Source organism: Amycolatopsis sp. NPDC051372, assembly GCF_040682095.1.
Lineage (GTDB): Bacteria > Actinomycetota > Actinomycetes > Mycobacteriales > Pseudonocardiaceae > Amycolatopsis.
Genome location: NZ_JBFBAF010000033.1, coordinates 62,373 through 79,241 on the forward strand (window position 1 = coordinate 62,373; position 16,869 = coordinate 79,241).

The 16,869-nt window shown below is 70.9% G+C and carries 17 protein-coding genes; 7 read left to right on the plus strand and 10 right to left on the minus strand.

Going from position 1 to position 16,869, the window contains the following annotated elements:
• Positions 1–26: 26 nt before the first annotated feature.
• A complete protein-coding gene (locus AB0M56_RS38815) occupies positions 27–1,901 on the minus strand; it encodes a Na+/H+ antiporter (protein WP_364185658.1) in 1,875 nt (624 codons plus the stop codon).
• Between the two features lie 82 nt (positions 1,902–1,983).
• Between AB0M56_RS38815 and AB0M56_RS38820 the strand changes: the two genes are divergently transcribed.
• Positions 1,984–3,405, plus strand: coding sequence for a carboxylesterase family protein (locus tag AB0M56_RS38820; protein WP_364185660.1), 1,422 nt, complete (start codon positions 1,984–1,986; stop codon positions 3,403–3,405).
• 20 nt (positions 3,406–3,425) lie between these two features.
• Here AB0M56_RS38820 and AB0M56_RS38825 read toward each other — a convergent pair whose 3' ends face one another.
• The 5 genes from AB0M56_RS38825 to AB0M56_RS38845 form a co-directional block, all read right to left on the minus strand.
• Positions 3,426–3,809, minus strand: coding sequence for a YchJ family metal-binding protein (locus tag AB0M56_RS38825; RefSeq protein WP_364185662.1), 384 nt, complete (start codon positions 3,807–3,809; stop codon positions 3,426–3,428).
• A complete protein-coding gene (gene rnhA / locus AB0M56_RS38830; RefSeq protein ID WP_255638179.1) occupies positions 3,796–4,266 on the minus strand; it encodes a ribonuclease HI in 471 nt (156 codons plus the stop codon). The genes AB0M56_RS38825 and rnhA overlap by 14 nt, the downstream gene beginning before the upstream one ends.
• Positions 4,267–4,287: 21 nt before the next feature.
• A complete protein-coding gene (locus tag AB0M56_RS38835; protein ID WP_364185664.1) occupies positions 4,288–5,763 on the minus strand; it encodes a glycosyltransferase family 39 protein in 1,476 nt (491 codons plus the stop codon).
• Between the two features lie 87 nt (positions 5,764–5,850).
• Positions 5,851–6,183 carry a hypothetical protein gene (locus AB0M56_RS38840; protein ID WP_364185666.1) on the minus strand — a complete coding sequence of 111 codons (333 nt, stop codon included), beginning with the start codon at positions 6,181–6,183 and terminating at the stop codon, positions 5,851–5,853.
• A complete protein-coding gene (locus AB0M56_RS38845; RefSeq protein ID WP_364185668.1) occupies positions 6,137–6,463 on the minus strand; it encodes a hypothetical protein in 327 nt (108 codons plus the stop codon). Before AB0M56_RS38845 ends, AB0M56_RS38840 begins: the two co-directional genes overlap by 47 nt.
• A gap of 91 nt (positions 6,464–6,554) precedes the next feature.
• On the opposite strand from AB0M56_RS38845, the gene AB0M56_RS38850 reads away from it, so the two are divergent.
• Positions 6,555–7,349: a DUF1684 domain-containing protein gene (locus AB0M56_RS38850; RefSeq protein ID WP_364185670.1), complete on the plus strand. Its 795-nt coding sequence runs from the start codon at positions 6,555–6,557 to the stop codon at positions 7,347–7,349.
• Positions 7,350–7,352: 3 nt separating this feature from the next.
• On the opposite strand, the gene AB0M56_RS38855 is transcribed toward AB0M56_RS38850, so the two are convergent.
• The 3 genes from AB0M56_RS38855 to AB0M56_RS38865 are packed head-to-tail and all read right to left on the minus strand — an operon-like array spanning position 7,353 to position 10,757.
• Complete coding sequence (locus AB0M56_RS38855) at positions 7,353–8,114, minus strand: enoyl-CoA hydratase (protein ID WP_364185672.1); 762 nt, start codon at positions 8,112–8,114, stop codon at positions 7,353–7,355.
• Positions 8,115–8,150: 36 nt separating this feature from the next.
• Positions 8,151–9,557 (minus strand): 4-hydroxyphenylacetate 3-hydroxylase N-terminal domain-containing protein, encoded by a 1,407-nt coding sequence (locus AB0M56_RS38860; RefSeq protein ID WP_364185674.1) that lies wholly within the window; start codon positions 9,555–9,557, stop codon positions 8,151–8,153.
• A gap of 45 nt (positions 9,558–9,602) precedes the next feature.
• Positions 9,603–10,757, minus strand: coding sequence for an acyl-CoA dehydrogenase family protein (locus AB0M56_RS38865; RefSeq protein WP_364185676.1), 1,155 nt, complete (start codon positions 10,755–10,757; stop codon positions 9,603–9,605).
• A 156-nt stretch (positions 10,758–10,913) separates the two neighbouring features.
• Between AB0M56_RS38865 and AB0M56_RS38870 the strand changes: the two genes are divergently transcribed.
• The 3 genes from AB0M56_RS38870 to AB0M56_RS38880 are packed head-to-tail and all read left to right on the plus strand — an operon-like array spanning position 10,914 to position 13,358.
• The gene (locus AB0M56_RS38870) at positions 10,914–11,885 is read left to right on the plus strand and encodes a nitronate monooxygenase family protein (RefSeq protein ID WP_364185678.1); all 972 of its coding nucleotides are present in this window, start codon (positions 10,914–10,916) and stop codon (positions 11,883–11,885) included.
• Positions 11,886–11,896: 11 nt separating this feature from the next.
• A complete protein-coding gene (locus AB0M56_RS38875; RefSeq protein WP_364185680.1) occupies positions 11,897–12,652 on the plus strand; it encodes a 3-hydroxyacyl-CoA dehydrogenase in 756 nt (251 codons plus the stop codon).
• Between the two features lie 43 nt (positions 12,653–12,695).
• Complete coding sequence (locus AB0M56_RS38880) at positions 12,696–13,358, plus strand: TetR/AcrR family transcriptional regulator (RefSeq protein WP_364185682.1); 663 nt, start codon at positions 12,696–12,698, stop codon at positions 13,356–13,358.
• Positions 13,359–13,364: 6 nt separating this feature from the next.
• On the opposite strand, the gene AB0M56_RS38885 is transcribed toward AB0M56_RS38880, so the two are convergent.
• On the minus strand, positions 13,365–14,003 hold the full coding sequence (locus tag AB0M56_RS38885; RefSeq protein ID WP_364185684.1) for a TetR/AcrR family transcriptional regulator: 639 nt from the start codon (positions 14,001–14,003) through the stop codon (positions 13,365–13,367).
• Between the two features lie 212 nt (positions 14,004–14,215).
• Between AB0M56_RS38885 and AB0M56_RS38890 the strand changes: the two genes are divergently transcribed.
• Together AB0M56_RS38890 and AB0M56_RS38895 are read left to right on the plus strand one after the other, a co-directional pair.
• Positions 14,216–15,727 (plus strand): acyl-CoA synthetase, encoded by a 1,512-nt coding sequence (locus tag AB0M56_RS38890; protein ID WP_364185686.1) that lies wholly within the window; start codon positions 14,216–14,218, stop codon positions 15,725–15,727.
• A gap of 35 nt (positions 15,728–15,762) precedes the next feature.
• On the plus strand, positions 15,763–16,866 hold the full coding sequence (locus AB0M56_RS38895; RefSeq protein ID WP_364185687.1) for an NAD(P)-dependent alcohol dehydrogenase: 1,104 nt from the start codon (positions 15,763–15,765) through the stop codon (positions 16,864–16,866).
• Positions 16,867–16,869: the final 3 nt, after the last annotated feature.

Sequence of the window (16,869 nt, forward strand, 5' to 3'; positions counted from 1 at the left end):
CCGGGCCGGGTTGCGAGCCGGGGTCCTCAGCCCAGCTGTTTGTCCACGAAACACCACCGCCACGTCTCACCCGGTTCGAAGCTGCGCATGACGGGGTGGCGCTCGTCGTGGAAGTGGCGCGTCGCGTGCTTGCGCGGCGAGGAGTCGCAGCACGCGACGTTGCCGCACTTGACGCACATGCGCAGGTGTACCCAGGTGGTGCCTTCCGCGATGCACGCGGCGCAGACGTCTTGCGAGCTCGGGTCCACGTCGCGCCACGGGTGCGCCAAATGCTTGCACGAGCGCGCCGTGACGGCCGGCGTGCTCAGCTCGCGCTCGACGGCCGGGGCTTCTTCTTCGACGCGGTCGAGCAGTGACTCCTCGATGTCGAGGTGGGCCAGCACGCGGCGTAGGACGGTGTCGTCGGCCATGCCGTTGTCGCGCGCCAGCAGGAACTGCTCACGGTCGACCTCCAGCAGCTGCAGGCGCAGCCGCCGGTAGGCATCGCTCGGGGTCTCGGCGAGCGCGCTCTGGCGGCCGAGCTGCTCCCACGCCGAGTCGGCGCGGTACTGCAGGCGGTCGCGCAGCCGTTCGATGATGTCCGGCGGGTCGTCCGGGGTGCTGATCTCCTCGAGCTTCGCGAGCGAGGCGCGGGTCATGTCGTTGACCACGGCGGCTTCCTGCAGCGCGTCCTCAGCCGGGTCGGGCCGGGGCAGGCGCAGGCGGCGGATCAGGGTCGGCAGTGTCATGCCCTGCACCACGAGCGTGCCGGCCACGACCACGAACGCGGCCAGCACCAGCACGGCGCGCTGTGGGGTGTCGGCCGGGAGCACGAACGCCGCGGCGAGCGTGACCACGCCCCGCATGCCGGCCCACGCGATCACCGCGGAGTAGCGCCAGGGCCAGATCTTCGGCTTCTTGACGAAGCGCGCGGTGAGGCGCTTCTGCACGCCGATGCCGATCAGCCACAGCAAGCGCGTGAGGATTACCGTGCCGAGCACGGCGGCGCAGATGCCGACGAGCTCCCACACCGACAGGCCTGTCTTGGAGACCTCGATGAGGATTCCGCGGAGCTGCAGGCCGATCAGCAGGAAGACCATGTTCTCCAGCAGGAACTGCACCGTCTGCCAGTTGAGCCGCGACGCGAGCCGCGTGGAGCCCGAGAGAATGCGCGGCGACTCGTGGCCCAGCATCAGGCCGCAGACGACCACCGCGAGCACGCCGGAACCGTGCGCGACCTCGGCCAGGAGGTAGGCGACGAACGGCACGGCGAACGAGAGCGCCGTGTCCGTGACCGGTTCCTCCAGGCGCTTGCGCAGCTGGGTCGCGACCAGGCCGACCAGGAGGCCGACCACGATTCCGCCGAACGCGGCGAGCAGGAAGTCGAGCCCGACCTGCCACAGGCTGATCGACCCGGCGATGGCCGCGATCGCGGTGCGCAGGGTGACCAGCGCGGCCGCGTCGTTGAACAGGCTCTCGCCCTCCAGCAGCCGCACGAGCTTGCGCGGCATACCGACCCTGCGCGCGACCACGCTCGCGGCCACCGCGTCGGGCGGCGCGACCACCGCGCCGAGCGCGATCCCCGCGGCGAGCGGCAGGCCGGGCACGACGGCCCAGGCGACCACACCGACGCCGAACGCGGTGAACACGACCAGCCCCACCGACAGCACGAGGATCGGCCCGCGCAGCTTGTTGAACGCGACCAACGACGTCTGGATCGAGGCCGAGTACAGCAGCGGGGGCAGCAGCCCGATCAGCACGACCTCGGGGTCGAGCTGGTAGTCGGGCAGGCTCGGGATGAACGACGCCGCGACCCCCACCGCGACCAGACACAGGGGCGCCGACCAGTCCAGCCGCCGCGCGATGACCGTGACGACGAGGACCGTCACGACCAGACCCACCAATTCCGCCGCGATGTGCACGGGGTAATCATGACCCGCGCGTGGCCGCGGCCGCTCGTGGGACACCGAACTCGCCACCGGCGTGGTCACTAGGCTGGCTCGCGTGACGACGGTGGAGACGCGAGCCGGTGCGGTGCGTGGCGAAATGCGCGACGGGGTCGGGTATTTCCTGGGTGTGCCCTACGCCGAGCCGCCCGTGGGTCCGCTGCGGTTCCGGCCGCCGCGGCCGGTTGGAAACTGGACCGGAGTCCGCGACGCGACGCGGTTCGCCGCGCGGGCTCCGCAGCCGGAGGTGACCGGGCGCGGGTTCACCGGCGAGGAGGACTGCCTGCACGTCAACGTCTACGCGCCGGTCTCACCCGGGCCGTACCCCGTGCTGGTGTGGATCCACGGTGGTGGCGGGGTGATGGGCTCGCCGCACCAGTTCGACGCGTCGGCGTACGCGCGCCGCGGCGTGGTCGTGGTGACCGTCGGCTATCGCCTCGGGGTGCTGGGCATGCTGCGGCTGCCCGGCGTGTCCGAGGGCAATCTTTCACTGCACGACCAGGTGCTCGCGCTGGAATGGGTGCGCGACAACGTGGCGGCGTTCGGCGGCGACCCGGACCGGGTCACGCTCGCCGGACAGTCGAACGGCGGGCGCACGGTCGGCACGTTGCTGGCCGTGCCGCGGACGCGGGGGCTTTTCCACCAGGCGATCGTGCAGAGCGGCACGGGCGTCGGCTCGGTCGTGCACATGCCGGCCGAGGGTGAGGCTGTGGCGGCGGCGCTGCTGGCCGACCTCGGCGTGTCCGCGGGCGAGCTCGCCACGCTGCCGGTGACGCGGATCCTCGAGGCGCAGCAACGGGTCGCGGCCGCTTCGGGGAAGCTCGTGACCTACCGCGTGATCGTGGACGGAGATCTGCTGCCCCGGTACCCGGGTGAAGCTGTGGCCGACGGGGCCGCGCGCGACGTCCGGGTCCTCACCGGCACGACGGCCGATGAGCAGGACCTGTTCTCCTGGCTGCAGACCGGGCGCGCGAAGCTGCTCGGCACCGGCTCGACGATGCTCGACGACGAGACGATCGCCAAGGGCGTCGCCGCCTACCGCGAGCTGCTGCCGGACTGGCCCGAGGACCAGTTGCGCAACCGCGTGCGGACGGCCGGCGACTGGTGGCTGCCCGCCATCCGGCTGGCGGAGGCGCAGCACGCCGCCGGCGGTACCGCGTGGATGTACCGCCTCGACTGGCGGATCGCGCCGCGCGGCAAGGGGCTCGGCGCCGTGCACGGGCTCGACCTGCCGCTGATGTTCGACGACATCGGCAACAAGAACTGGCGCTTCCTGTTCGCGCTGGCGAAACCGGATCCGGCTCGGCTGCAGGCGATGGCGACGCAGATGTTCGACGTGTGGGTCCGCTTCGTCGCGACGGGCGACCCGGGCTGGGCGCCGTACGAGCCTCGCGCACGGATCACGCGGCTGTTCGACGACGTGAGCCAGACCGTGTCCGATCCGGACGCCGGGCAGCGCCGGCTGTGGGATTCCCTCTGAAACCGGGTCAGAGCGCAGTTCTAGAGGGCACTGACGTAGAACCATTGGCCGGCTTCGCGGACGAAGCGGCTGTTCTCGTGCAGCGTGTCTTCGTTGCCGCGGAAGCGGTAGTGCGCGCGGAACTCGACGGTGCCCTCGTTCTGCAGCAGCCCGCCGCCCGTGCCGCCGAGGATGTCGAGGCCGGTCCACTTCTGGCCGTCGTCGAGGCGCAGCCGCTTCGGGCGGGTGTCCGGGTGCCAGGTCGCCAGCAGGTACGCGGCATCGGCAACGGCGAACGCGCTGTAGCGCGAGCGCATGAGCAACTCGGCGGTCGGCGCGGCCTGGCGGCCGTCGTGGAAGCGGCCGCAGCACTCAGCGTAGGCCTGCGGCAAGCCGCAGGGGCAGCGTGGGTCAGCCGCGGGCACGTTTGACCCCTGCCTGGGCGGACTCCTGCGCGCCCTTCACCGCCAGCCGGTCGGCGCGCTCGTTCTCGGGCAGGCCGGCGTGGCCCTTGACCCACAGCCACTCGACCTCGTGGCGTTCGCCCGCGGCGTCGAGGCGCTGCCACAGGTCGGCGTTTTTCACAGGCTGCTTCGCCGCGGTCTGCCAGCCGTTCTTCTTCCAGCGCGGCATCCACTGCATCACGCCGTTGCGGACGTAGGTGCTGTCGGTGTAGATCCGCACGACCGAGGGGCGCGTGAGGCTTTCCAGCGCGCGGATCGGCGCCATCAGCTCCATGCGGTTGTTGGTGGTCACGGTGTCCTCGCCGCCGTAGAGCTCGCGCTCGTGGCGGCCGTAGCGCAGGAAGGCGCCCCAGCCGCCCGGGCCGGGGTTGCCGCTGCACGCTCCGTCGGTGTAGATCTCCACGGCCTCTTCGCTCACGCAGCGACCCTACCGAGCGCGTCAGGAGAAGTGGCGGAGGCTCGGCCAGAGTGCCGACCACGCGGCCGTGGTCCCGGTGCACAGGGCGACCGGGGTGCCCTGCTCGTCGTTGTCGATCCCGGTGTCCTGCACGGCGACCTGGCGGCAGCCGGTGAACGCGCGGGCCGGGCGGTCGAACGTGCCGACGAGCACCACGGCCCCGTCCATCCGGTCGGGCGGCGGGCCCCAGTCTGCGTAGGACATGTGGCCCGAGTAAGGCGCGGGCAAGTCGTGCGCCGGGCCGTAGCGCTCGATCGCGCCGGCTTCGCCGTAGTTGCTGGTGAAGACGACGGCGTCGGCCTTCTCGGGAATCTGCCGCCACACGGCGGCGACGGTCGTGACGAACCCCGGCCAGCCGATCTGCTCGCCCTGCTCCTTGTTCAGCGCGAGCACCGGACCGAGGGCTTGCGCCGGCACGATCGGCAGCCCGATGGCGAGGGAGACGGCCGCCCCGAGCGCCGCGGCGACCAGCCACCACCGCCTCGCCCGGCGGCGCGCGAACCACTCCAGTGCGGGTTGCACCCCGGCGGCGGTGAGCAGCATCAGCGGCGGCAGCGAGTAGTACGGCTTGCCGCCGAGCGCGAGCAGGATGACGCAGAGGATCGGGTATGCCAGCGAGAGCGAGCGCAGCCGCGACGTCTTCCACAGCCGCACGATCCCGGCGATCCACACGGGCACCAGCGCGGGGGACAGGTACGCGATCTGCAGCGGGACGAACATCAGGCGGTTCTCGGCACCGTCGTTCTCGCTGATGCCGCCGGCGAACGTGACCATGGGCCAGCCATTGCGTGCCTCCCAGACGAGCACGGGCGCGACCGCCGCGAGCGCGATGGCCGCGCCGGCCGCCAGCCACCACGTCCGGAACACCTCGCGGGGCCCCGTGACGAACACGCTGACCGCCAGCGCCACGAGCAGCAGGGGCACGAGCCACTTGTTGAGCAGCCCGACGCCCGTCGCCGCGCCGATCGCGAGCCACCAGCGGCCGTCGCCGGTCTTGAGCAGCTTGACGGTGAACAGCCCCAGCATCGACCAGACCAGCATGTCGATCGTGGTGGTGGACAGCATGTGCGAGACGACGAGGACGTAACCGGACAGGGCCGTGACCACGGCGGTGATCACCTGACCCGCGTATCCCGCCCCGAACTCCCGCGCGACCAACGCCAGGACGATCACGGTCGCCACCCCGGCGAGCGTCGCGACCACCCGCAGCCCGGGCGGCGTGTCCCCGAACAGGATCGTCGCGAGCTTCGCCAACGTCGGCGTCAACGGCGGCTGGTCCACGTACCCCCACGCCAGCCTGTTCCCGGCGGCGACGTAGTAGAACTCGTCGCGATGGAAGCCGTACCCACCCGACAACACCGTGAGCACCGCGGCCTGCACCAGCACCACGACCCCGACCCCGCCCGCCGCGAACGGCGCCCTGGTCTTCGCGGCTGTCTCCGAAGCGGTTTCCCCCATGGCTCCCCCTCACCCGGAAGGCGGATCGTAACGCCGTTCCGAGATCGACAGGGCCCACGTTTCCGACCCGAGACCGGCGGGGCCGGCTCAGCGCGGCGACACGGCACAGATCGCCTGGACCACGGCGTCCGGCCGGAGCCAGGCGAGGCCCGAGTGCCCGGCATCGTCGAGGCGGCGGACTTCGGCTTGGGGGAGTGCTGCGGCCAGATCGGTGTACAGCCGGTGCTTGGCCTGATTGGACTCGACCAGCGACGCGCGCGCTTCGGGCGGCACCAGTTCCTCGGCGAACCGGTCGATCCCCTCGGGCGGCACCAGTTCCTCGGCGAACCGGTCGATCCCCATGGCGGACACGAAGATCAGCGGCACGTCGGGATCAGGCCCGGCGTCGCGGACCTCGCCGAACAGCCGCGGCAGGTTCATCGGCTCCCGCAGGGACTGCCGGTAGCGCTCTCGGCTGAACCCCTGATCCACCGGGCACCGCCGCGGTGCGCAACAGCTCGTGCAGATCGCCGGTCACCTGCGTGCCGCTGCGGGGGAGATCCACCACGTCGCTCCAGCCCGTGCCGAGCCGGTCGTAGAGCACGCTCGTGGTGAACTCCGCGAGGAGGTCGTGCACGTTCCAGTAGTAGAGGCCGAACATCCCGTCGTCGGCCAGGAAGACCACCGGCGGCCCACCGGTGCCGGACCGGTGCAGCAGCATCGCTCCGCCCGGGGCCGCCCGCATGATGGGACGCGGAACAACGCCCGCGGCGAGGCGTTGTCTCCAGCACGGGTCGACGGAAGGGGCAAGCATGACGGCGAGCACCAGGGACTTCACCCAAGCCTGGCAGGACTGGAAGCTCCAGCGCGAGAAGGAGCTGGCCGACCCCTACGGCTGGCTGGCGCTCGTGTCCCTCGACTGGCTGGAGGACGAGCCGCGCAGCTACGGGAACCTGCCCGGGAAGTGGTGGCAGGACGAGGAAGCCGCGTACGTCGACCCGGACGGTGCCGACCTCGAGCACGAGGGCGAGAAGATCACCGGTGTCCAGCGGATCGAGCTGGTGAACAGCGGCGCCGGGACGCGGGTGCGGGCCGGGGCCGTCGAGGTGGAGATCGCGAGGCGGTCGGGGTACCTGATTCGCGTGCACGATCCCGAGGCGCCGGTGCTCGCCGGGTTCCGGGGTGTACCGGCGTATGAACCGGACGAGAGCTGGGCGGTCGAAGCTCGGTTCGAAGCGTTCGAGGAGCCCCGGCCGGTCACGGTGGGGGCCGTGGTCGAGGGGCTGTCGCACGTGTACACCGCGCCCGGCAAGGTCCGGTTCACCCACAATGGTGCCGAGTACACGCTGACCGCCTTCAACGGGCGCGAAGGCGGGTTCACGATCCTCTTCACCGACGCCACCAGCGGTGTCACCACCTACGCCGCCAACCGGTCGCTGTCGGTGGGCAAGCCGGACGAGTACGGCCGCGTCACGGTGGACTTCACGAGGGCGCGCAACCTGCCCTGTGCGTTCACCGACTTCGCGACGTGCCCGCTGCCGCCCGAGGGCAACCGGCTCCCGTTCGCCGTGGAGGCGGGCGAGAAGCTGCCCTACGAACGGCAGTAGACCTCACTCGCCGCGGAACTCGGGGCGACGCTTGGCGCGGAAGGCGGCCAGGCCTTCGGCGAAGTCCTTGGTGGCGAACAACGACGACTGACCGGCCCGCTCCAGCTCGAACGCGCCGTCGAGCTGGGCCAGCGACGAAGCGGCCAACGCCCGCTTCGTCTGTGCGAACGAAGCCGTGGGGCCCTCGGCCAGCTGCTGGGTGAGGCGAGCGACCTCCGCGTCGAAGTCGGTGTCCGGCACGACGTGGGAGATCATGCCCCACTCCAGGGCCTGCGGAGCCGGCACACGTTCGGCCAACATCGCCATCCGCGCCGCCCGGGCGCGGCCGATGGCGGCGGGAACCAAAGCGGTGGAGCCGCCGTCGGGCATGAGACCGACGTTGGCGAAGGCCAGCAGGAAGTACGCCGACTCCCGTGCCACGCACAGGTCCGCGGCCAGCGCGAACGAGCAGCCCACGCCCACGGCCGGGCCGTTCACCGCGGCCACCACCGGCTTGGGGATGTCGCGGAACAGGCGCGTGAGCCGGTTGGCGGCGTCGATCGTGCCGGTGTCCGGGTCGGCTTCGATGTCGCTGCCGGCGAGATCGGCGCCGGCGCAGAAGGCACGCCCGGCGCCGGTCAGCACGACCACCCGCACGCTCGCGTCCGCCAGCGCTTCCTCCACGGCGTCGCCCACGCGGACGAGCATCGCGGTGGTCACGGCGTTGAGCCGGTCGGGCCGGTCGAACTCGATGCGGAGTGCGGCACCGTCCTGCTCGATCTTCACTGGCACATCAACTGGCGCGGTCAAGGAAGGCCCCTTTCAGGCGAGTCCGGCGTGGTGGCTGACGTACGCCCGGGCGCGCGTCGGGTCGTAGGTGCGGGCGATCTGCAGCTTCTCCGCCTCCAGCGAACCTTCCGCGTGCGTGGCGAGCACGGCCTGGTAGCCACCGTAGTCGCGGGCGGTGAGGTCGGCGATGAGGTTCAGCAGCCGCAGCCGCAGCCGCAGCCGCAGCCGGGGCTCGGCCGGCACGGCGGCCGCGTAGTACTTCTCCAGCACCGCGCGGATCTCCGGGTTCGCCCAGTCCTCACCGCCGGGGCCGGTGGCGAGCAGGCCGCCGGCGAGGTCCATGAGCTTCGCCGCCGCGCCGTGGAAACCGTGCGCGAAGGTGTACTTCGCCGTGTTCACCGCGACTGGGTCGGGCTGCTGGATGCCGTCCTGCCCGGGCCGCGACCGCAGCGCGGCCAGCTCCGCGAGCCCGCGCACCGTCTCGGCGTACGCGATGAGCTGCGTGATCTTGTCCTTCACATGCCCGGCGCGCGCGATGCCGTTGTACTCCGCGATCAGCGACGCCGAGCCCACGAGCAGGTCGAGCAGCGGCAGCTTGTAGTTGATCGCGGTGAACCGGTGGTAGTCCACGAACGCGATCGCCAGCGGCCCCGCCAGCTCCGGGCGCCGGTTCAGGAACACGCGCTCGTTCGGCACCCGCACATCGTCGAACACCGTGAGGCTCTCGAGCATCTTGTGCTTCGACGACAACGGGAATTCGAACTCGTTGCGCTCACCGGCGAGGTAGGGCGACACGTAGATGTCCAGACCCGGAGTGTCGACCGGGAGCGCGAACGACACCGCGTAGTCCGCGTCCTCAGGTCCCATCGCGCGGGTCGGCAGCACGATCAGCTCGTCGGCGTTGGCCGAATACGACGTGTGGCACTTCGCGCCGCGCACGGTGATCGAGTCGGCGTCCTCGTCGACGATCCGCAGGTACAGGTCCGGGTCGGCCTGCTGGTGCGGTGCGAGTGAACGGTCGCCCTTCACGTCTGTCTGCGCCACGGCCAGCGCCAGGTCATCGCGGCACACGCGCTCATGGAACGCCTTCGCGCGCTCCAGCTCTTCACCTTCGAGCGTGCGCAGCAGCGCGAACATCGCGTCGCTGCCCACCTCCTTGAGCACGATGATCCCGCCGCCCAGCCGGGAGACGGTCTCGATCAGCTCACCGCGTGCCCGCAGCTGTTCGGCCGAACGCGGCACCCGGTAGAACGCCGAGTACCCATCGGCGACGGCCAGCTCGGGGTGCGACTGCGCGATGTCGAAGCAGTGCGCGGAGTGGTCCACCGCGAGCGTCAGCTCCGGGTGGTCGCCCACGCTCGTCACCCGCTGCCCGCGGTAGAACACGCGACGGCCGTCGCGCAGCCCGTCCCGGTACTCCTTCGCCGTGCGCAAACCCATGTAACGCCGGCCTTTTCGTGAGGGAGGGTGGTCAGTTGGCGGCGGCTAGTCCCGGGCGGCCAAGTCCCGGCCGATGATCTCCTTCATGATCTCGGTGGTGCCGCCGTAAATCGTCTGGATGCGGGAGTCCACAAAGGCCCGCGCGACGGGGTACTCCAGCATGTAGCCGTAGCCGCCGTGCAGCTGCACGCAGCGGTCGACGACGCGCTTCTGCAGCTCGCTGGCCCACCACTTCGCCTTCGCCGCATCGACCGCGGTGAGGGCGCCTCCGTTGAGTTCGTGCACGCACGCGTCGAGGTACGCGGCCGTCACATCGCGTTCGGTGGCGATCTCCGCGAGGACGAAGCGGGTGTTCTGGAAGTCGCCGATCGCCTTGCCGAACGCCTTGCGGCTGAAGCAGTATTCGCGCGTCTCGGCGAACACCGCGTCGACGCTCGCGAGGCTGCCGACGGCGATCGACATGCGCTCGCGCGGCAGCCGTTCCATCAGGTGCGCGAACCCGCGGCCCTCGGTGCCGAGCAGATTCGCCACCGGCACGCGTACCTGTTCGAAGAACAGCTCCGCGGTGTCCTGGGCGTGCAGGCCGACCTTGTCGAGCTTGCGTCCGCGCGTGAATCCGGGGGTGCCGTCCTCGACTACGATCAGGCTGAACCCGCGCGAACCCGCCGCCGGGTCCGTGCGCGCCACCACGATCACGAAATCGGCGTTGATGCCGCTGGTGATGAAAGTCTTCTGTCCATTGAGGACCCATTCGTCACCGTCGCGCACAGCCGTGGTGCGCACGCCCTGCAGATCGCTGCCCGCGCCGGGCTCGGTCATCGCGATGGCGCCGATCAGCTCGCCCGAAGCCATGCCCGGCAGCCACTTCCGCCGCTGCTCGTCGGTGCCGAGGTCCTGCACGTAGGGAATGACGACGTCGTCCTGCAGTCCGAAACTCGAGTGCAGCGAGGCCGCCCCGACCCGCGCCAGTTCCTCGGCCACGACCACGCGGTAGCGGTAGTCCGGCTGCCCGGCGCCGCCGTGCTCCTCCGGCACGGCCAGCCCGATCACGCCCTGCTTGCCGGCGGCGCGCCAGACCTCGCGGTCGATCAGCCGGTCGGCGTCCCACCGGTCGAGGTTCGGTACGACTTCGCGTGCGGTGAACTCCCGGACCAGTTCGCGGTAGGCCTCGTGGTCGGCGGTGAAGAGCTGGCGCTGCACGGTGCCCCCCTGCGTCGTCGAAAGTTATCTAACGATCGTTAAACACGCCCGCCGCTGTCAAGAGACACGGGTCACTGTATATCTAACGATCGCTAAGTTACCTTCGGTGGTGAAACACAGTCCCGAACCGAACGTAGGCCGAACGAGGGAGTCCGGATGCTGCGCACGCGCTTCTGCGAGGTTTTCGGGGTGGCGCACCCCATTGTCCAAGGCGGCATGCAGTGGGTGGGCCGCGCGGAGCTCGTGGCCGCCGTGGCCAACGCGGGCGCGCTCGGATTCCTCACCTCGCTCACGCAGCCGACGCCGGAGGACCTGGCGAAGGAGATCGTCCGCTGCCGGGAGCTCACGGACAAACCCTTCGGGGTGAACCTCACGATCCTGCCGTCGATCAACCCGCCGCCGTACGCCGAGTATCGCGACGTGATCACCAGTTCCGGCGTGCCCGTCGTCGAGACCGCCGGGTTCAACCCCGCCGAGCACCTGCCCGCGTTCAAAGCGGCCGGGGTGAAAGTGCTGCACAAGTGCACCAGCGTCCGCCACGCGGTGAAGGCGCAGGCCCTCGGTGTGGACGGAGTTTCCATCGACGGGTTCGAGTGTGCCGGGCACCCCGGCGAGGACGACGTCCCGGGCTTGGTGCTGATCCCCGCCGCGGCCGAGCAGGTCACCATCCCGATGATCGCCTCCGGCGGGTTCGCCGACGGCCGCGGCCTCGTCGCCGCGCTCGCGCTCGGCGCCGACGGCGTCAACATGGGCACCCGGTTCCTCGCCACGGCCGAGGCGCCGGTGCACGACAACGTGAAGCAGCGCCTCGTCGAGGCGACCGAGCGCGACACGGAGCTGATCTTCCGGTCGCTGCGCAACACCGCCCGGGTGGCGTCCAACGCCACGAGCCGCGAGGTGGTCGGCATCCTCGCCGGCGGCGGTGGCTTCGACGACGTGCGCGACCTGGTGGCGGGCAGCCGCGGCCGCACGGTGTACGAAACCGGCGACGTCGACCTCGGCATCTGGTCCGCGGGTGTGGTGCAGGGACTCGTCCACGACGTGCCGACGGTGGCGGAGCTGGTCTCCCGCGTCGTCGCCGAGGCACACGAGATCATCGCCGGCCGCCTGGCCGGCGTGCTGGCCTGAGGAGGACACGGATGGACATCGCGAACACGGTCGCGCTCGTGACCGGCGGGGCGTCGGGGCTGGGCCTGGCCACCGCGAAGGAGCTGCACAAGCGCGGCGCGAAGGTGGTGGTGGTCGATCTGCCCACTTCGGACGGTGCCGCGGTCGCCGCGGAGCTGGACGGCGTGTTCGCCCCGGCCGACGTGACGAGCGAGGCCGATGTGCAGGCCGCCGTCGACACCGCCGCGTCGCTGGGCGACCTTCGGGTGATCGTGAACTGCGCGGGCATCGGCAACGCGGTGAAGACCGTCGGGAAGAAGGGCGCGTTCCCGCTGGACGCGTTCACGAAGGTCGTGTCGGTCAACCTGATCGGCACGTTCAACGTGCTCCGGCTGGCCGCCGAGCGCATCGCGGGTGTGGACTCGGTGGGGGAGGAACGCGGGGTCATCGTGAACACCGCGTCCGTGGCAGCCTTCGACGGTCAGGTCGGGCAGGCGGCGTACTCGGCGTCGAAGGGCGGGATCGTCGGCATGACGCTGCCGATCGCGCGTGACTTGGCGAGCCTCAAGATCCGCGTGATGACCATCGCGCCGGGGCTGTTCCGCACGCCGCTGTTCGCGACGCTGCCCGACGAGGCCGTCGAGTCGCTCGGCGCGCAGGTGCCGCACCCGTCCCGGCTGGGTGATCCGGCGGAGTACGCGGCGCTGGCCTGCCACATCGTGGAGAACCCGATGCTCAACGGCGAGACCATCCGGCTCGACGGCGCCATCCGCATGACCCCGCGCTGAGCCTAGACTCGGCGAGGAAGCTTCCGGACTCGATGGGGGGAACATGGTGCGTGCGCGGGAGGCGGTGACCTCCGCTTCGGTCTCGATCGAGGTCGAGCCGGGGGCCGGCTGGCGGCACTACGACGAGCTGGAGCTGACGCCTCTGCTCGCCGCCGCACTCGACGCGTTCTACGAGCACGGTTTCCACGGCACGTCGGTGCGCGACATCGTCCGCCGGGTCGGGCAGACCGTGCCGTCGCTGTACTACCACCACGACAGCAAAGAAGGCGCCTTCGCCGCGTTGCTCGACCTGGGCACCGGCGAAGCCGTCAGCCGGGTCAACGCCGCGGCGGCCGACGCGGCCGGCCCGCGCGAGCAGCTGGTCAACGTCGTCGAAGCAGTGGTGCTGCACATGACGCACCGCACGCGGCTGGCGGCGCTGGACCTCGAGCTGCGGCACCTCTCGCCGGACTCGCGCAAGCGTTACGCCGCGCGCCGCAAGGAGATCGAGACCGTTCTGACCGGCATCATCGAGGACGGCGCGCGCGAGGGTGTGTTCACCGTGGCCCACCCCGAGGAGACCGTGCGGGCCGTGCTGGGCATGTGTCAGTCGATCGCGCGCTGGTACCAGCCCGGCGGCCCGCTCAAGCCCGAAGAGCTCGCCGAGCGGTACGTGGACCTCGCGCTGCGCACCGTCGGCGCGCGGCCGGTGAAACGCAAGCGCTGAGTTGCGTCACGGACGCGGCGCCGGCTCCAGGTACAGGGTGCGCCAGATGACCTCGGTCATGGAGTCGGCCAGCGTGTCGTCCTCGGACTCCGGGGTGAAGCGCAGCGTCTGGTGGCACGTGCGCTCGACCATCCACGTGAGCGCGGAAGCCGTGGCGCGCACGGGCATCGGGGCGATCGTGCCGGCGGCTTGACCGCGTTCGATGATCGCCGCGATGGCGTCGACGAGGCCTTCCATGATGCCGCGGTAGAGCTCGTCGACCTCGGAGTCGTAGGCCGCCATCTCGATCACGGCGTAGAGCACCGAACGGTGGTTGCGGTAGCGGGCGATGATTTCCGTGATCGACGCCCGCAGGTCCTCCGGATCGCGCGCGTCGGCGCTGTCCCACCAGCGTTGCGCGGCCTCGGTGAGGTCGGCGAACACGTGCTGGGCGAACAGCCGCAGCAGCTGGCCCTTGTCCTCGAAGTAGACGTAGAAGGTGGCGCGCGAGATGCCGCCCTCGGACGCCAGGCGGTCGACGCTCAGCTCGGTGAACGTGAGTCCCTCGCCCATGAGGCGCTCGGTGGCCTCCAGCAACTGGCGGCCGAGCGTCTCCCGGCGCTGCTGCTTGCGAGCGGTCTGGGGCTTGCGGGTCACCGACGGCATCCAGCCTCCTTTTCTTCGCTCTCACCCTACCGGCTCGCCGCTCGAATTGACTGGACAGAGAATCCAGACATACTGTCTTGACAACATGTGAGCTGGGCCATACGCTCAACTTAACGAACGCTAGATAGTTCTCCCGAGGTCACAGCCGACCGGTTCGGACGCCCGCGGCGCGCCGGTCGGCTTCCGGTCCGGTCCCCCCGCCAGGAGCGCCCATGTACCCCGGTGTCCACGCCGAGCAGTTCCCCGACAAGCCCGCCGTCGTCGTGGCGGGCGGCGAGGTGCTCACGTATGGGCAGCTGGAGGAGCGTTCGGCGCGGCTGGCGCGCTACCTGCACGAAGCGGGCCTGCGCCGCGGCGACCACATCGCGCTCCTTTCGGGAAATGACCCGAAAGTGTTCGAGGTCTACTGGGCCGCGCTGCGCTCGGGCCTCTACATCACGGCCGTGAACCGGCACCTGTCGCCGGGCGAGGTCGCCTACATCGTCGACGACTGCGGCGCCGAGGCGCTGATCGTGTCGGCCGGGCTCGCCGACGTGGCCGAAGCCGTCGTCGCGGACACGTCGAAGGTGCGCATCCGGCTGGCGTACCGGGCAAGCGTGGCCGGGTACGAGTCCTATGAGGACGCGCTGGCGAGCGTCTCGGCCGAGCCGCTGCCGGAGCAGCCGCGGGGCATGGACATGCTCTACTCGTCCGGCACCACCGGCCGGCCCAAGGGGATCAAGCCGCCGCTGCCCGAGCGCCGGGTCGACGAGCCGGGTGACGTCTACACCGCGGTTTTCGGGACCCTGTACGGGTTCGGCCCCGACACGGTCTACCTCTCGCCCGCGCCGGTCTACCATGCGGCGCCGCTGCGCTTCGGCGGTGTGGTGCAGGCGCTGGGCGGCACGGTGGTGCTGATGGAGAGGTTCGACGCGGAGCAAGCGCTTTCCGCGATCGAGACCCACTGCGTGACGCACAGCCAGTGGGTGCCGACGATGTTCGTCCGCATGCTCAAGCTCCCCGAAGCCACGCGCGCGAAGTACGACCTGTCGAGCCAGCGCGCGGCCGTCCACGCCGCGGCGCCGTGCCCGATCGACGTCAAGCGCGCCATGATCGACTGGTGGGGCCCGATCCTGCACGAGTACTACTCGTCCACCGAGGGCAGCGGCATCACGTTCATCGACAGTGAGCAGTGGCTGCGCAAGCCCGGCTCGGTCGGGCCGGCCGGCGTCGGTGTGATCCGCATCTGCGGCGAACACGGCGAAGAGCTGCCGGCGGGCGGCATCGGCACCGTCTACTTCGAACGCGACGCGCTGCCGTTCGCCTACCACAACGACCCGGGCAAGACCGCCGAAGCGCAGCACCCGGAGCACCCGACGTGGACCACCACCGGCGACGTCGGGTACGTCGACGAGGACGGCTTCCTGTTCCTCACCGACCGCAAGGCCTTCATGATCATCTCCGGCGGGGTGAACATCTACCCGCAGGAGATCGAGAACGCGCTGACGCTGCACCCGAAGGTGCTCGACGTCGCCGTGGTCGGTGTGCCCGACGCGGAGATGGGCGAGGCGGTGCAGGCGTTCGTCGAACCCGCGGGCGAGGCCGGGCCCGGCCTCGGCGACGAGTTGCGCGAGTACCTGCGCGAACGCATCGCCCACTACAAGGTGCCCCGTGCGTTCACTTTCGTGGACCGGCTGCCCCGCACTCCCACCGGGAAGCTCGTCAAGGGCGAGCTCACCCGCTGACCGACCCCTTCGGACCCACCAGGAGCGAGAAGATCATGCAGATCAAGGCCGCGGTGCTGCGCGCCGCCGACGGGCCCTACCGGATCGAGGACGTCGAGCTGCCCGCCCCGGGCGCGGACCAGGTGCTGGTACGCATCGCGGGCGCCGGGCTGTGCCACACCGACCTGCTGCCGCGCGCGCCGGGTTTCCTGGCCGCGCCGCCGATCATCACCGGGCACGAGGGTTCCGGCGTCGTCGAGGCCGTGGGCGCCGACGTGACGAGCCTGGAGCCGGGTGACCACGTGGTGCTCTCGTTCGACTTCTGCGGCCACTGCGCCAACTGCGTCGCCGGGCACCCGTCGTACTGCGAGAGCTTCTTCCCGCGCAACCTCACCGGCCACGACCCGGACGGCGAGCAGCCGGTGCTCGACGCCGCCGGCGAGGCCGTGGCCGCGCGCTGGTTCGGGCAGTCGTCGTTCGCCTCGCACTCGGTGGTCGCGGCGCGCAACGCGGTGAAGGTCGACCCGGAGCTGCCGCTGGAGCTGCTCGGCCCGCTCGGCTGCGGCATCCAGACCGGCGCGGCCTCGGTGTTCAGTGCGCTCGGCGTGGCACCCGGCACGAGTTTTGTCGTGTTCGGCGCCGGCGGCGTGGGCCTGTCCGCGGTGATGGCCGCGCGGGTGGCCGGTGCCGCGCGGATCGTCGCCGTGGATCTCAACCCGCGCCGGCTGGAACTGGCGAAGGAGCTCGGCGCCACGCACACCGCCGACGGCGCCGCGGCCGACCTGGTGGAGCAGCTGCTCGCGGCCACGGGCGGCGCTCAGTACACGCTGGACACCACCGGCGTGCCGTCGGTGATCACCACGGCGATCGCGGTGCTGCGCCCGACCGGCACGTGCGGGCTCGTCGGGGTGCAGCAGGGCGACCTGGTGCTCGACCCGACGGCGCTCGCCGTGGGCCGCAACGTGATGGGAATCCTCGAGGGCGACGCCGTGCCGCAGGTGATGATCCCGCGGCTGATCGAGCTGTGGCGCCAGGGCCGGTTCCCGTTCGACCGGCTCGTGGAGACGTTCCCGTTCGAGGAGATCAACGAAGCCGAGCAGGCGAGCCTGAAGGGCGAGGTCGTCAAGCCCGTCCTGGTTCCCGCCGCGCGGAAGGAGTGAGCA